Below are 12,663 nucleotides of genomic sequence, written 5' to 3' on the forward strand. Positions count from 1 at the left end.
GCCATGTACGTCCGATCCCTCACCGTCTACCTGGTCCGCCAGGGCACGCTCGACGACTACGTGTACCTGGAGCACGGCGCGCACTACGCGATCGGCGCCCTTGCCGTGATCCTCCTGGTGACCATCCGCTACGAGATCAACGAGATCATCACGGGCCTCATCGGCGTCGTCCTGATCGCCTGGTCGTTCTTCTCCTCGGTCCGCCGCAACAAGCGGATCGCGGCAGAAGAGGGAAACGCGGGGAGCCCGGACAAGAGTGAGGTCCCGTCCGGGGTCTGACGTCTGACCGGAACGCGGAGTCCGGTGTTTTATCCGGGGCCCAATCCTGGAACCCTTTGAACGGGGCGGTCGTACGAGGAGCAGTCCTCCCGCGACCGCCCCGTTCGGCATGAGTGGGGCCATGAGTGGGGCCCCGTTCGCTGGGAACGGGCAGAAGTGGGCAGGAACGGGCAGTACTGGTACGGCATTTGGGGGCGGCATGTCCTTCTGGGACAAAATCTGGCGCGGGCGTTCCGCGCAGTTCGACTTCGATTCGGGCAGCGCGGCGACCAACGCCATCGAACTCACCAAACGACATCCGGTCGTCTCGCTCTCCAAGCAGGGAGCGGCCACCGGCAATCTCCGGGTCAATCTGTCCTGGCGGATGCGGACCTCGGACATCGGCTCGTTCGAGAAAAACAGTCTGGTGCGGCATCCGTTCCGCATGTTCAAACCGGACGTCGTCCAGGCGCACACCCAGTCCATGGTCAATGTCGACCTGGACCTCGGCTGCATGTACGAGCTGGTGGACGGTGACAAGGGAGTCGTGCAGCCGCTCGGCAGCTTTTTCGGCGACCTCAACGCACCGCCGTACGTGAAGCTCAGCGGCGACGACCGGTTCGGCTCCGCGTCCGGCGAGACCATCTACGTCAATCTCGATCATCGCGAAGCCATCAAGCGGCTGCTCGTGTTCGTGTACATCTACGACCAGACGCCGGCGTTCGACCGTACGCACGCGATCGTGACGCTGTATCCGAGCAACGGTCCGCGGATCGAGATCAGTCTGGACGAGCGCGCCCCTCAGGCCCGTTCCTGTGCCGTCGTCTCCATCGAGAACGTCAAGGGCGATCTGGTGGTGCGGCGGGAAGTGAAGTTCGTATACGGATTCCAGGCCGAGCTGGACCGCTTGTACGGCTGGGGTCTGCAGTGGGGCCGGGGCTACAAGGCCAAGGTGACCGACCGGTAGCCGCCCGCGCGCCGGGCTCTCAGCGGCAGGCAGCCGCCCTCGGGGGAGGGCGGCCGTTCGTCACCGGCCGATGAACTGGGGGCCCTGCGGCGGGAGCCGGAACGTCGGGTCGGGATAGATCGTCGCCGCCACCGGCTGCGGATACCCGTACGCGGGCTGGGACGGCGGGGCAGGCTGCGTCGCGGGCTGCGCGGGCGGGTAGCCGTACGCCGGCGGCTGCTGGGGCGGCAGCGGGAACGCGGGGGCCGGAGCGGCGGCCGGGACGGTGACCGCGGCGGACGGCGTCGGCGTCGGGGTGGGCTCCGCGGCGGCCGACTCGTCGACTGAGATGCCGAAGTCCGTGGCGAGACCGACCAGCCCGTTCGAATAACCCTCGCCCACCGCGCGCAGCCGCCAGCCGTCACCGCGCCGGTACAGCTCACCGCAGATCATCGCGGTCTCGGCGCCGGTCTCCGGCTTGATGTCGAAGTGCGCGAGCGGCTCGGCGCCGTCGGCCGCGGCGTCGTAGACCAACATGCACAGTGCCTGGACGCGCTCGAACGCGACCTCGTCGGCGGAAGCCGTGAAGACGATGCGGGTGATCTCGGGCGGGAGGCCCGCCAGGTCCGCCTGAAGGGTGTCCGTCATGCCCTCGGCCACGCGCTTCTGCCCGAGCCGCCAAACCTTGCCCGAGGGGTGCCGGGGCTGGTTGTAGAAGACGAAGTCGGTGTCGGAGCGGACCTTGCCGTCGGCTCCGAGCAGCAGCGCCGAGGCGTCCACCGCCGGCACGCCCTGCCCGGGGGTCCAGCGGAGTACGGCGCGTACCGCTGTGGCGTCGAGCGGGACGTTCGCCCCCTTGAGCATCGCGTGCGTCATACGGTCATCCTGCCTTCCCGCGGCGGCCCGTTACAACGCGGGGTGCCGAGATCATCCGGTGATCGCAGGCCGGACGCGCGGCCGGTGCGCCCCTCCCGACATCCATGGGTTACCAGGATTTCATCGCCGCCGGGAACTCTTGACACAGGTTTGTACGTACTATTACCGGCCACATCATGCCGGGCTGCCTGGCAGTACGGGGGAGACTTATGCGTCATTTCGGGCACGTTGCCCCTGAGGTGCGGGAGCGCCTGTTCCACCGGGAGCCACAGATCTTCGGTGCGGACTCCGCGCCCCGCATGCTCGCGGCGGCGCTGGGAGCCACGCTCTACAGCCCCGCGACCCGGCCGCACCTGGCGGACGACGTCCTCAAGCAGGCCGGGCGCGGTGTCGTGTCCATGGTGCTGTGCTTGGAGGATTCGATCGACGACTCCGAGGTGAGCGGCGCCGAGTCCAATCTGGTGCGCCAGTTCACCGACCTCGCCGCCCGCGGGGGCGAGGTGCCGCTGATCTTCGTCCGCGTCCGCGATCCGCGGCAGATCACCGACCTCGTCGGCCGGCTCGGAGCGGCCGTCGAGCTGCTGTCCGGATTCGTACTGCCGAAGTTCACGGAGGAGCGGGGCGTTCCGTTCCTGGAGGCGCTCACCGCCGCCGAAGCAGCCTGCGGACGTCGGCTTTTCGCCATGCCCGTCCTGGAGTCGCCCGAGCTGCTGCACCTGGAGACGCGCACCGAAACCCTCGCCGGGATCTCCCGCACCGTCGACAAGTACCGGGACCGGGTGCTCGCGCTGCGGCTCGGCGTCACCGACTTCTGCTCGGCGTACGGGCTGCGCCGGCCGCCGGACATGACGGCGTACGACGTACAGATCGTCGCCTCCGTCATCGGCGACGTGGTCAACCTGCTGGGCCGCGCCGACGGCACCGGCTTCACCGTGACGGGACCGGTCTGGGAGTACTTCCGCCACCAGGAGCGGATGTTCAAGCCGCAGCTGCGCCGCAGCCCCTTCCTGGAGGAGGGCGCCGAGCCGCTGCGCGAGGCGCTGATCCAGCACGACCTGGACGGTCTGCTGCGCGAGATCGAGCTGGACCGGGCCAACGGCCTGCTGGGCAAGACGTGCATCCACCCCTCGCACGTACTGCCCGTGCACGCGCTGTCCGTCGTGAGCCACGAGGAGTACAGCGACGCCCAGGACATCCTGCGGCCCGAGCGGGGCGGCGGCGGAGTCCTCAGATCCGCGTACACGAACAAGATGAACGAGGTGAAGCCGCACCGGGCCTGGGCCGAGCGGACCCTTCAGCGCGCGGAGGTGTTCGGGGTGGCGCGCGAGGACGTCGGTTTCGTGGAGCTGCTGACCGCCGGGCTGCCCGCGTGAGCGCATCACAGGTGACCGGAGCCCCCGTGCGTGAACCCCGAGTGACCGTAGCGGCCGAGAGAGACGAGAACAGCGACGTGGTGTGGTCGGGTACATGGGTCGCCGAGCGGCTCGGGGTCGAGCTGACCGGCGACCGGGAGCTGACCGGGCTCCTCGGGCTCGCGCTGCGGCGCAACCCCAAGCGCGCGCATCTGCTCGTGTCGAACGTGCTGGGCAAGCACGTGCCGCAGCGCCCCTCGGTCGTCTGGCACGCGGGGCGTGAGCTGGGTCTGCGCGTCAGGGATCTGCTCGGCGACGAAGCCGCCGCGCGGGCCGTCGTCCTGGGCTATGCCGAGACCGCGACCGGCCTCGGCCACTCGGTCGCCGACGGCCTCGCGCTCGCGCCGTACCTGCACTCCACACGCCGCCCCGTCGAAGGCGTCGACAGCGCGGGCGGCTTCGAGGAGTCCCACTCGCACGCCACCTCCCACCTGCTGCTGCCCCAGGACCCGCGGCTGCTCGCCGGGGACGGACCGCTCGTCCTCGTCGACGACGAGTTCTCCACGGGGAACACGGTCCTGAACACCATCCGCGCGCTGCACGAGCTGTACGCCCGCGCCCACTACGTCATCGTCGCGCTCGTCGACATGCGCTCACCCGGCGACCAGGGCCGCCTCGAAGCCTTCGCGCAGGAGATAGGGGCCCGGGTCGACCTCGTGGTCACCGCGCGCGGCTCGGTCCGGCTGCCGGACGGGGTCCTGGAGAAGGGGCAGGCGCTCGTCGCCGCGCACGAGACGGCCACCGTTCCCGCGGCCCGGCGCGAGCACGGCGGGGCTGCCGGGGCCGGTGAGATCATCCGGGTCGGCGACCTCGGCTGGCCCGGCGACGTGCCGGACGGCGGCCGGCACGGCTTCACCCCGGCCCACCGCGCCCGTCTGGAAGAGGCGCTGCCCGGCATGGCCGCACGGCTCGCGCCGCACACCCGTGGCCGCGTACTCGTGTTGGGCACCGAGGAGTTGATGTACGCGCCGCTGCGCCTCGCCACCGCGCTCGAGGCGACCGGCGCCGATGTCGCGTACTCCACGACGACCCGCTCGCCCGTCCTCGCCGTCGACGACCCTGGCTATGCGATCCGCACCCGTCTGGTCTTCCCCGCGCACGACGCACCGGCCGACGGGCCCGGCGAGCGGTACGCGTACAACGTGGCGGGGGGCGGGTTCGACACGGTCGTCGTCGTCCTCGACTCCGTCGGTGACAGCGCCGAACTCGCCGCATCCGGAGGCCTGTTGGAGCGGGTCGCCGAGCATGCGGAGCGCGTGGTCGTAGTCGTACTGCCCTCGTACGTTCCTCAGGAAAGGCCCTCCATGCCGTTGCCCGAGCCGCTGCGCGGCCCCGCCTTCTCCTCGTACGCGCCCGACGAGGTCGGCTGGCTGTTGCAGGACCTCTCGGGCGTGACGCTGGAGGCGCCGACCGAGGAGCGCGAGGAGGCCATTCAGAGCGGCGGCGCGCACTACGCGGAATCGCTGCCGGTCGAGTACCAGCCCAGCGCGCACTACCAGGAGTTGTTCCACGCGGCGCTCGACGCGTCAGCCGACCGGATCGCGCGGGCGGTGGGTGTGGTCACGGAGACGGTGCTCGCCGAGCGCTCGCCGCGGCCGGTCCTCGTCTCCCTCGCCCGCGCCGGGACGCCGGTCGGTGTGCTGATGCGGCGCTGGGCCCTGCGGCGGCACGGCCTGGAGCTGCCGCACTACGCGGTCTCCATCGTGCGCGGCCGGGGCATCGACGCGAACGCGCTGCGCTGGCTCGCCGCGCATCACGACCCGGCGGACGTCGTCTTCGTCGACGGGTGGACGGGCAAGGGTGCCATCACACGTGAACTGGCGGCAGCGGTCGCCGAGTTCGAGGGCTTCAACCCCGAGATCGCCGTGCTTGCCGACCCCGGGTCGTGCGTGCGGACGTACGGGACGCGCGAGGACTTCCTCATCCCCTCCGCCTGCCTCAACTCGACGGTGTCCGGGCTGATATCGCGCACCGTGCTCCGCGCCGACCTGGTCGGCCCGGACGACTTCCACGGGGCCAAGTTCTATGCGGAGCTGGCCGGTTCGGATGTGTCGCGGCACTTCCTCGACGTGGTGGAGGCGCGCTTCGACGGAGTCCGTGACGCGGTCGACGCGGACGTCAAGGAGCTGCTCGGGGCCGACCGTGCGCCGACGTGGGAGGGCTGGGCCGCCGTCGAGCGGATCAGCGAGGAGTACGGCATCCACGACGTGAACCTGGTCAAGCCGGGGGTCGGGGAGACGACGCGGGTGCTGCTGCGGCGCGTGCCGTGGAAGATCCTGGCCCGGGCCGGCGCCGGAGCCGACCTCGACCATGTGCGCCTGCTCGCGGAGCAGCGCGGAGTCCCGGTCGAAGAGGTCGGCGAGCTCCCGTACAGCTGCGTCGGGTTGATCCATCCGCGGTTCACGCGCGGGGCGACGGGTGTGGACGGCAAGGCGGTGGCCGCGAAGTGAACTCCGTTGCTGTGGACGGTACTTCCGGTGCGGTGACCGTGGTGGCGAGCGACCTCGACCGTACGCTCATCTACTCGGCCGGGGCGCTCGGCCTCACCATGCCCGACGCGCAGGCGCCACGACTGCTCTGCGTCGAGGTGTACGAGAGCAGACCCCTGTCGTACGTCACCGAGGACGCGGCCGCGCTGCTGACGGAGCTGGCGCGGCGCGCGGTGTTCGTGCCGACGACGACGCGGACCCGGGAGCAGTACGGGCGGATACGGCTGCCCGGCCCCGCCCCGCGGTACGCGATCTGCGCCAACGGGGGGCATCTCCTGGTCGACGGGGTGTCGGACCCCGAGTGGAGCGCCGCCGTGGCCGCGCGGCTGGAGGAGAAGTGCGCGCCGCTGGCGGAGGTGCGGGAGCGGATGGTCGCGGCCGCGGATCCGGCATGGCTGCTGAAGGAGCGGGTCGCCGAGGACCTGTTCGCCTACCTGGTGGTGGACCGGGCGCTGCTGCCGCCCGGGTGGGTCAAGGAGCTCGGCGAGTGGGCCGACGGGCTCGGCTGGAGCGTGTCCTTGCAGGGCCGCAAGGTGTATGCCGTGCCGAAGCCGCTGACCAAGGGGGCCGCGGTCGAGGAGGTGGCCCGGCGGACCGGGGCCGCGCGGACCCTGGGCGCCGGGGACTCGCTGCTGGACGCGGATCTGCTGCATGTCGTGGACCGGGGCTGGCGCCCCGGGCACGGCGAACTGGCGGACGCGGGCTGGACCGCGCCCGGGGTGACGGTGCTCGCGGAGCGCGGGGTGCTGGCGGGGGAGGCGGTGCTGCGGGGGTTCTTGAGCGAGGTGTGACGCCCTCGCGCGGGGAGGCGCAGGGGCGCAGGGGCGGCGGCTGTTCGGCACCGCCCTGCCCTGGCGGGCTGTCCGCAGCAGCCGTTCAGCCCTGCCCTGCCCTGTCCCGCTCCGGCAGAGCTCTCCGCGGCAGCCGTTCAGCCCTGCCCCGCTCCGGCAGAGCTCGCCGCAGTAACCGTTCGGCCCTGTCCCGCTCCGGCAGAGCTTTCCGCAGCAACCGTTCGGCCCCCGACCCGCCCGGCAGGGCTAACCGCAGCAGCCGCCCCCGCAGCAGCCCCCTCCGCCTCCGCCGCCCGCTGCCGGTGCCGGGGACGCGGCGTTCGTCGAGGTGCCGGTCACCGCCACCGTCGACAGGAGTTTCACCGTGTCCGGGTGGCCCGTCGGGCAGGTCGCGGGGGCGGCGGACTCGGACATCGGGCGGCTGAGTTCGAACGTGTCGCCGCAGGTCCGGCAGCGGTATTCGTAGCGAGGCATGCGCCAAGGTTACGGGTCGTCCCGCAGCGACACGTCCAGGAGCTCCAGCATCGCCGTAAAGGCCCCGTCGGCGTCCATCTCCCGCACCCGCGCCGCGACTTCGGTGTGCAGGGGCAGCGGATGATGGTGCGGGCCCGCGCGCACCCGCTCGCCGCCCGCCGCGAGGGCCGGCACGAGGACGCGGGGCAGCTGCGCGAAGAACCGGTTGCGGGAGGCCGTCAGCAGGGCCGTGTGAAAGGCGACGTCGGCGCGCGCGGCGAGCACCGGATCGCCGTGCGGGGGCCGCTCTGCCGCCGCCATCGCCGACAGCGCCTCGTCCAGCGCCGTCAGATCGGCCGGGGAGCGGAACTGCGCGGCGAGCGCGGCGGCCGACGGTTCGACGGCGCGGCGCAGCTCGTACAGGTCGGGGAAGAGGCCCACCGGCCCGGAGATGTCGGAGGTCTCGGAGACCAGGGTCCAGCGCAGGACGTCGGAGTCCAGCACGTTCCATTCGGCCCGGGGCCTGACCCGGTGCACGGCGTCCACGACACCCTTCGCCGCCAGTACCCGCACCGCCTCGCCGAGCACCGCCTCCGCGAAGCCCAACTCGGCTGCCAGCGGCAGTGGTTGAAGGAGCCTGCCGACTCCGTAGGCGCCGTCCGCGATGCGGAGCGCCAGGGTCTCGACCGCGGTGCGGTGCACGTCGTGCCCGTGCGGCACCGGCGGTGAGCTGGTCATGCGGAGCAGGCTCGCACGGTTACCTGTGCGAGATCAATTCGCCCTGGAATTCGGCTCGTTGCTGGAATCCGGTTCGTCGTGCGGGCGACCGCGCCGCCGGATCAGGCGCCGCCGCGCTCCTCGCGGATCTGTGTCACGACCCGGCCGACCGTCTGCCGGACGGCCTCCGTCTCCGTGAGGAAATGCCAGTAGTCGGGGTGGCGGCCCTCCAGGCCCTCGACGGCGCGGTCGAGACGGGCCACGGAGTCGTCGAGGGGGCGGGCGTGCCGCGGGTCGGGGGTGCTGCGGCCCGCCATCGCGAGCCGCTGGGCGTCGCGGATCGCGAACCGGGTGCGGTCGATCTCCTGCTGCGGGTCCTTCGCCACCGCGTTCAGCCGGTGCAGACGGTCGGCGGCGGCGGAGACCGACTCGTCCGTCGCGTTCAGCAGCGCGCGGACGGTGGACAGGCGCGCGGTGGCGTCGGGCCAGCGCTGTTCGTCGCGTGCGGTACGGGCCTCGGCGAGCTTGGTCTCGGCCTGCCGCACGTTCTCCGCGGCCAGCTCCGGTACGCCCTGGAGGTCCTGCCAGCACGCGGCGGCGAACCGGCGCCGCAGCTCGCTGAGAACCGGCTCGACCTGGCCCGCGCGGGTCGTCAGGGCCTGCGCCCGGGTGCGCAGCGAGACCAGGCGCCGGTCGATCTCGGCGGCCCGCTCGGGCAGCCGCTCGGCCTCCGCCCGTACGGACTCGGCGTCCCGCGCGACCCGCTCGGCGCGCTCCAGCGTCTCCGGTACGCCGTGCTGGCCCGCGCCCTGGTTCAGCCTGGTCAGCTCCGGGCCGAGGGAGGCGAGCCGCCCGGCGAGGTCGTCGGCCTTGAGCCCGGCCTGGCGGACGGCGTCCAGGGCGTTCGTCGCGGCGAGCAGGGACTGCCGGGCGCGCTCCACGGACGGGGCGAGGCGGGCCAGCTGCGTCTCGGCCTTGCCGAGCAGCGGGCCGAGGCCCCGCGCGAACTTGTCCAGGTCGTGCTTGGTCCGGGTCAGCTGGTCCTTGGCCTGCGTCAGATCGGCCCGGGCGCGGGAGGCGACGCTCGCCTCCAGGTCGTCGCGGTCGAGGTCGTAGTCGTCGACCGCGGTGATGTACTGGCCGCTGACCTCGTCGATACGGGTGCCGAGCTGCTGGAAGTCGGTGACGGCGCGGCGGGCCGCGGGGGAGTCGTCGACCGCGGTGATGGTCTCTATCGAGATGCGCAGGTCCCGCTGGGCGGTGTCCAGCTCGTAGAACGCGGCGGCCGCGGCGTCCTTGGCCGCCTGCGCCTCCGCGCGCTGCGACTCGGCACGGCCGCCGAACCACTTTCTCGTGCCACCGCCCGCGAAAGCGGTGCTCATGGCTGCCGCGAGCACGGGAAGCGGCAGGAGTGTGAGGGTGAGGAGATCGCGGAACGGGCGACTGCGGGGGACGGGGCGGGCCCCTGCCGGACCGGACCCGCGACCGGGTCGGGATCCAGGTCCGCGTGGAGCCTGCGGATCAGTCGTGGCCGGGCGCGCCCCTTCGGAGCGCTCGTTCGTCGCCGTCGTCACCAACCACTCCCGTGCTGCCCGTGCCGTCATCAGCCCTGACCGGTGTCCATTCTCCCACCGGTTAAGGACGAATACACGGGCCGGTTAGTTCGCGGTTCGCAGTGTGACTTCTCCGTCCTGGGTGCGGGCCGAGATCCGGTGCGGGCTGTCGTGGTCGCGGGGGACGGAGACATCGACGCCGCCGTCGTCCGTGTGCGTGGTCACCCGGTACTTCGCGGAACCGGGGAGCGTGAGCGTCAGCGAGCCGTCGTCGCTGCGCGCGTCGAGGCGGTCGGGGGCCGTACGCAGGTCGAGGTGCGCGCTGCCGTCCTCGGTGCCGACCGAGACCTGCCGCGCATCCACGCCGGTGGCGCGCACCGAGCCGTCGTCGCTGTGCAGGCGCAGCGGCCCGGACACGTCCTCCACGCGGATCGAGCCGTCCTCGGTCGAGATGTCGAGGCCCTTGTCGAAGCCGTTCGCGCGGACGCTGCCGTCGTCGTTGCGGACCACGACGGCGACGCCGCGCGGCACCTCGACGCGGTGCCGGGCCGAGCAGTCGGCGATGAAGCCGCTGCAATGCAGGCGCAGTGTCAGCCGGTCCTCGTCGGCCTGCCACTTCCACGTCACCCTGGGGTCCGAGCCGACCACGGTGGAGCCCTTGAACCAGCGGGTGACCCGCACCTCGTCCCCGTCGCCCGGGACCAGTTCGAGGGCGGAGTCGTCCGAGTCGACGGTGAGCGTCGTGCCGTGCAGGGCGAAGGAGCGGTGGTCGGGGTGGGCGTCGTCGGAGGCGTCGGCGCCGCACGCCGTGGCCGTCGCGGCGACGGCGGCCACCGCAGCCACGGCGGCCAGGCCACGGACGGCACGGGCGCCGCGGGCGGTGCGGGCGCCGCGGGCGGTGCGGAACTGGCGGACGGTCATGGTGAATTCCCCCTGCGACGGTCGGTGTTGCGGTACCGGACCGGCGGCCGGCACCCCATGAACGTACGGTGATGCGGGCAGCCCGCGGCATGCGGCCGGCCACCGGATCGCAGGTGGGGTTAACCCCCGCATCAGACCCGCGCAACGCCCGGGCGGCCTGGGCCGTTACGGGTTTGCGGTGCACCGGCACCGGCAAGGTAGGCTGTCGGCTCGTCCTGGTCGCGAAAGCCCCAGGACATCGGGTGCGTAGCTCAGGGGTAGAGCGCCTGCCTTACAAGCAGGATGTCGGCGGTTCGAAACCGTCCGCGCCCACAGGTACTAAGTAGCAGGTCAGAGGCCCTCCGGTGATCGCACCGGAGGGCCTCTGACGGTTACGTGAGGGCCGTACCGGGGATCCCCGCGGTGTCGCTCGGGATCATTCCTATGTGCGAGCGGCGCGCGCACTGGCCCGAGGAGACGTTCCACATCTACGACCGGAGCCGCGCCACCGTCGAGCTGGTCTCGGCCGAGGTCACAGTCACGCAGCCCAACGAAGCGGCCCAGTACGTGGCAGCGTTCGACCGCCTGCGGAGGACGGGCGTGTACGGGGCCGACGCCCGTGCGCTCATCACCCGCGCGATCGGTGCCCTCGACCGGATCGAGGCATGACGAAACGGCCCACACCGCCCGAAGGCAGTGAGAGCTGTAACGGAATGTGAGTGTCCGGGAATGCTATGGCCTCAGCTTCCCGGCCGGTCTACGGTCCTGCCTGTGTCCGCCACACCAGCGCCCAGACCCCCGCGCCCCGCACACGAACTGAACAACGAGATCCGACGCCTCATGCTCAGCACCGCAGGACGACTGTCCGCCACGCAACGCACCGAGTACCAACAGCTCATCGCCGAGTGGGCACTCGCCGTGCACGCCGACGCGGAAACTGACGACGCTGAGGATCAAGAGCCGCCGCCTGCGGGGGCGAATCACCCGACGGCGCAGGCTGCTCCGGAGACGCACCCACCCTGCGGCACACCAGCGCATCCGGGTCACCGGCCGGCGCCTGCCGGCTGTAGCCGTCCGGGCACTGTGCTGCTCCGTCCTTCCCGTCCGCGCCGAGCTTCCCGTTCCGTCCAGCGGGTCCGGGAGGACCGGGCGGACCAGACGGGCCGGGGACAGTAGGTCCGCGCCGGCCCGGCCCGGCGCCGTGGAATCCGAACCCGGCGCGCCCTGCGTCCCTGCTCGCCCCGTCGGCCGGGTTACGGGGTGATCGTCGGCGCCGGTTTACCCGACGCGCCCCGATCCTGCCGCGGGCCCGGCACCACCACCGGCACCCGGACACGATCCGGCAGGTCCTCTACCGCCCGCGCCGAATCCCGAGCCGCCGGAGTTCCGCCCTTCGCTTGGATCTGCGTCCGCAGGATCCGCACGTCCTCGGCGAGCGTCGTGGCCGCATCCGGGCTCGTCGGTGTCCTCGGCGGGGTGATGACGGCGCCGGAGGTCATGGCGGCGAGGAGGGCGACGAGGTGGGCGCGTTCGCGGTACGCGCCGTCACGCTCGGCCTCGGCCTGCTCGGCGCGTGCGTACAGGGCGCCGAGTTGGTCGCTGGTCATCTCGTCCAGCGGGATCCGGTCGGTCATGCGGCGCTCCTCCGGGGGCATTGGGGAGTGCATCGAGCCGTCGAGCGGGGAGGACTGACTCCGATGTTGTTCGCACTGGTCGAGGCGCAGGGTGATCGTCCTGAGATGCCGGTGTGGGGGGAGGTGGTCCTCGTCATCGTGTGGGCGATCGCTGGCGTGTGGATCATCTCGCGGCTCCGGAAGCGGCGGCGGCGCGGCTGACCGGGTTGGTCATGCGGCGCTGCTTCTCGTCGTGCGGGTCGGGCAGGTGCATCCGTGCTCGGTGCCGCGGAACATGAAGAACTCCAGGCAGCACGCGGCTTCAGGGATGCCCTCCGTACCGGTCGCCTGCCGCGGGCCGCTCGGCCGGTCCCATCCCGGTTGCGCGGGCCGTTGAGCGACGACCTGCCGCCCTGCGGCCCGAAGGCTCGCGCCGGACTCTCCGGCCTGCGTGTAGGTGACCGTCGGGGTGTCTCGGAGCTTCTCGGACGATCCCAACTCGGGGACTCTCAGGGGCCGCAGAACGGTCTCGGACACTCTCGGAGGATCTCGAAAGCGCTGGTCGGATAGAGGATCTGCCTTACAAGCGGGATGTCGGCGGTTCGAAACCGTCCGCACCGTCCGCGCCCACCGATGTGAACCGAGGCCCCCGGCG

14 protein-coding genes and 1 tRNA gene are annotated in these 12,663 nt (G+C 72.0%); 8 read left to right on the top strand and 7 right to left on the bottom strand.

What is annotated here, in order from left to right; all coding sequences use genetic code 11:
* On the top strand, positions 1-279 hold a 279-nt coding region (locus ABD366_RS17095; RefSeq protein ID WP_344442016.1), incomplete at its 5' end, for a DUF475 domain-containing protein.
* A 199-nt stretch (positions 280-478) separates the two neighbouring features.
* Positions 479-1,225: a TerD family protein gene (locus tag ABD366_RS17100; protein ID WP_324767506.1), complete on the top strand. Its 747-nt coding sequence runs from the start codon at positions 479-481 to the stop codon at positions 1,223-1,225.
* Positions 1,226-1,285: 60 nt separating this feature from the next.
* Here the strand turns inward: ABD366_RS17100 and ABD366_RS17105 are convergent, their stop codons facing one another.
* Positions 1,286-2,080 carry a TerD family protein gene (locus ABD366_RS17105; protein ID WP_324767505.1) on the bottom strand — a complete coding sequence of 265 codons (795 nt, stop codon included), beginning with the start codon at positions 2,078-2,080 and terminating at the stop codon, positions 1,286-1,288.
* Positions 2,081-2,289: 209 nt separating this feature from the next.
* Between ABD366_RS17105 and ABD366_RS17110 the strand changes: the two genes are divergently transcribed.
* From ABD366_RS17110 to ABD366_RS17120, 3 genes are read left to right on the top strand one after another with little or no spacing between them, the layout of a single operon-like run.
* On the top strand, positions 2,290-3,453 hold the full coding sequence (locus tag ABD366_RS17110; protein ID WP_324767504.1) for an HpcH/HpaI aldolase/citrate lyase family protein: 1,164 nt from the start codon (positions 2,290-2,292) through the stop codon (positions 3,451-3,453).
* Between the two features lie 26 nt (positions 3,454-3,479).
* A complete protein-coding gene (locus tag ABD366_RS17115; protein ID WP_324767502.1) occupies positions 3,480-5,942 on the top strand; it encodes a phosphoribosyltransferase in 2,463 nt (820 codons plus the stop codon).
* An 11-nt stretch (positions 5,943-5,953) separates the two neighbouring features.
* Positions 5,954-6,772, top strand: coding sequence for an HAD family hydrolase (locus tag ABD366_RS17120; RefSeq protein ID WP_411293655.1), 819 nt, complete (start codon positions 5,954-5,956; stop codon positions 6,770-6,772).
* 246 nt (positions 6,773-7,018) lie between these two features.
* Here ABD366_RS17120 and ABD366_RS17125 read toward each other — a convergent pair whose 3' ends face one another.
* The 4 genes from ABD366_RS17125 to ABD366_RS17140 form a co-directional block, all read right to left on the bottom strand.
* The gene (locus ABD366_RS17125; protein ID WP_324767501.1) at positions 7,019-7,246 is read right to left on the bottom strand and encodes an FmdB family zinc ribbon protein; all 228 of its coding nucleotides are present in this window, start codon (positions 7,244-7,246) and stop codon (positions 7,019-7,021) included.
* Positions 7,247-7,255: 9 nt separating this feature from the next.
* On the bottom strand, positions 7,256-7,963 hold the full coding sequence (locus ABD366_RS17130) for a FadR/GntR family transcriptional regulator (protein WP_324767499.1): 708 nt from the start codon (positions 7,961-7,963) through the stop codon (positions 7,256-7,258).
* A 101-nt stretch (positions 7,964-8,064) separates the two neighbouring features.
* Entirely contained in the window at positions 8,065-9,324 is a 1,260-nt protein-coding gene (locus tag ABD366_RS17135; RefSeq protein ID WP_324767498.1) for a hypothetical protein, read from the bottom strand.
* Between the two features lie 276 nt (positions 9,325-9,600).
* Complete coding sequence (locus tag ABD366_RS17140; RefSeq protein WP_324767496.1) at positions 9,601-10,416, bottom strand: DUF4097 family beta strand repeat-containing protein; 816 nt, start codon at positions 10,414-10,416, stop codon at positions 9,601-9,603.
* A 240-nt stretch (positions 10,417-10,656) separates the two neighbouring features.
* Between ABD366_RS17140 and ABD366_RS17145 the strand changes: the two genes are divergently transcribed.
* Both ABD366_RS17145 and ABD366_RS17150 read left to right on the top strand, forming a co-directional pair.
* Positions 10,657-10,728: transfer RNA gene (locus ABD366_RS17145), tRNA-Val, on the top strand.
* Positions 10,729-10,818: 90 nt separating this feature from the next.
* On the top strand, positions 10,819-11,064 hold the full coding sequence (locus ABD366_RS17150) for a Scr1 family TA system antitoxin-like transcriptional regulator (RefSeq protein ID WP_324767495.1): 246 nt from the start codon (positions 10,819-10,821) through the stop codon (positions 11,062-11,064).
* 584 nt (positions 11,065-11,648) lie between these two features.
* On the opposite strand, the gene ABD366_RS17155 is transcribed toward ABD366_RS17150, so the two are convergent.
* Positions 11,649-12,029, bottom strand: a complete 381-nt coding sequence (locus ABD366_RS17155; RefSeq protein ID WP_324767494.1) for a hypothetical protein — start codon at positions 12,027-12,029, stop codon at positions 11,649-11,651.
* 63 nt (positions 12,030-12,092) lie between these two features.
* Between ABD366_RS17155 and ABD366_RS17160 the strand changes: the two genes are divergently transcribed.
* Positions 12,093-12,230 carry a hypothetical protein gene (locus tag ABD366_RS17160; protein WP_324767493.1) on the top strand — a complete coding sequence of 46 codons (138 nt, stop codon included), beginning with the start codon at positions 12,093-12,095 and terminating at the stop codon, positions 12,228-12,230.
* A 9-nt stretch (positions 12,231-12,239) separates the two neighbouring features.
* On the opposite strand, the gene ABD366_RS17165 is transcribed toward ABD366_RS17160, so the two are convergent.
* On the bottom strand, positions 12,240-12,545 hold the full coding sequence (locus ABD366_RS17165; RefSeq protein WP_324767492.1) for a hypothetical protein: 306 nt from the start codon (positions 12,543-12,545) through the stop codon (positions 12,240-12,242).
* Positions 12,546-12,663 lie beyond the last annotated feature (118 nt).

It is taken from the genome of Streptomyces kunmingensis, assembly GCF_039533535.1.
Lineage (GTDB): Bacteria > Actinomycetota > Actinomycetes > Streptomycetales > Streptomycetaceae > Streptomyces > Streptomyces kunmingensis.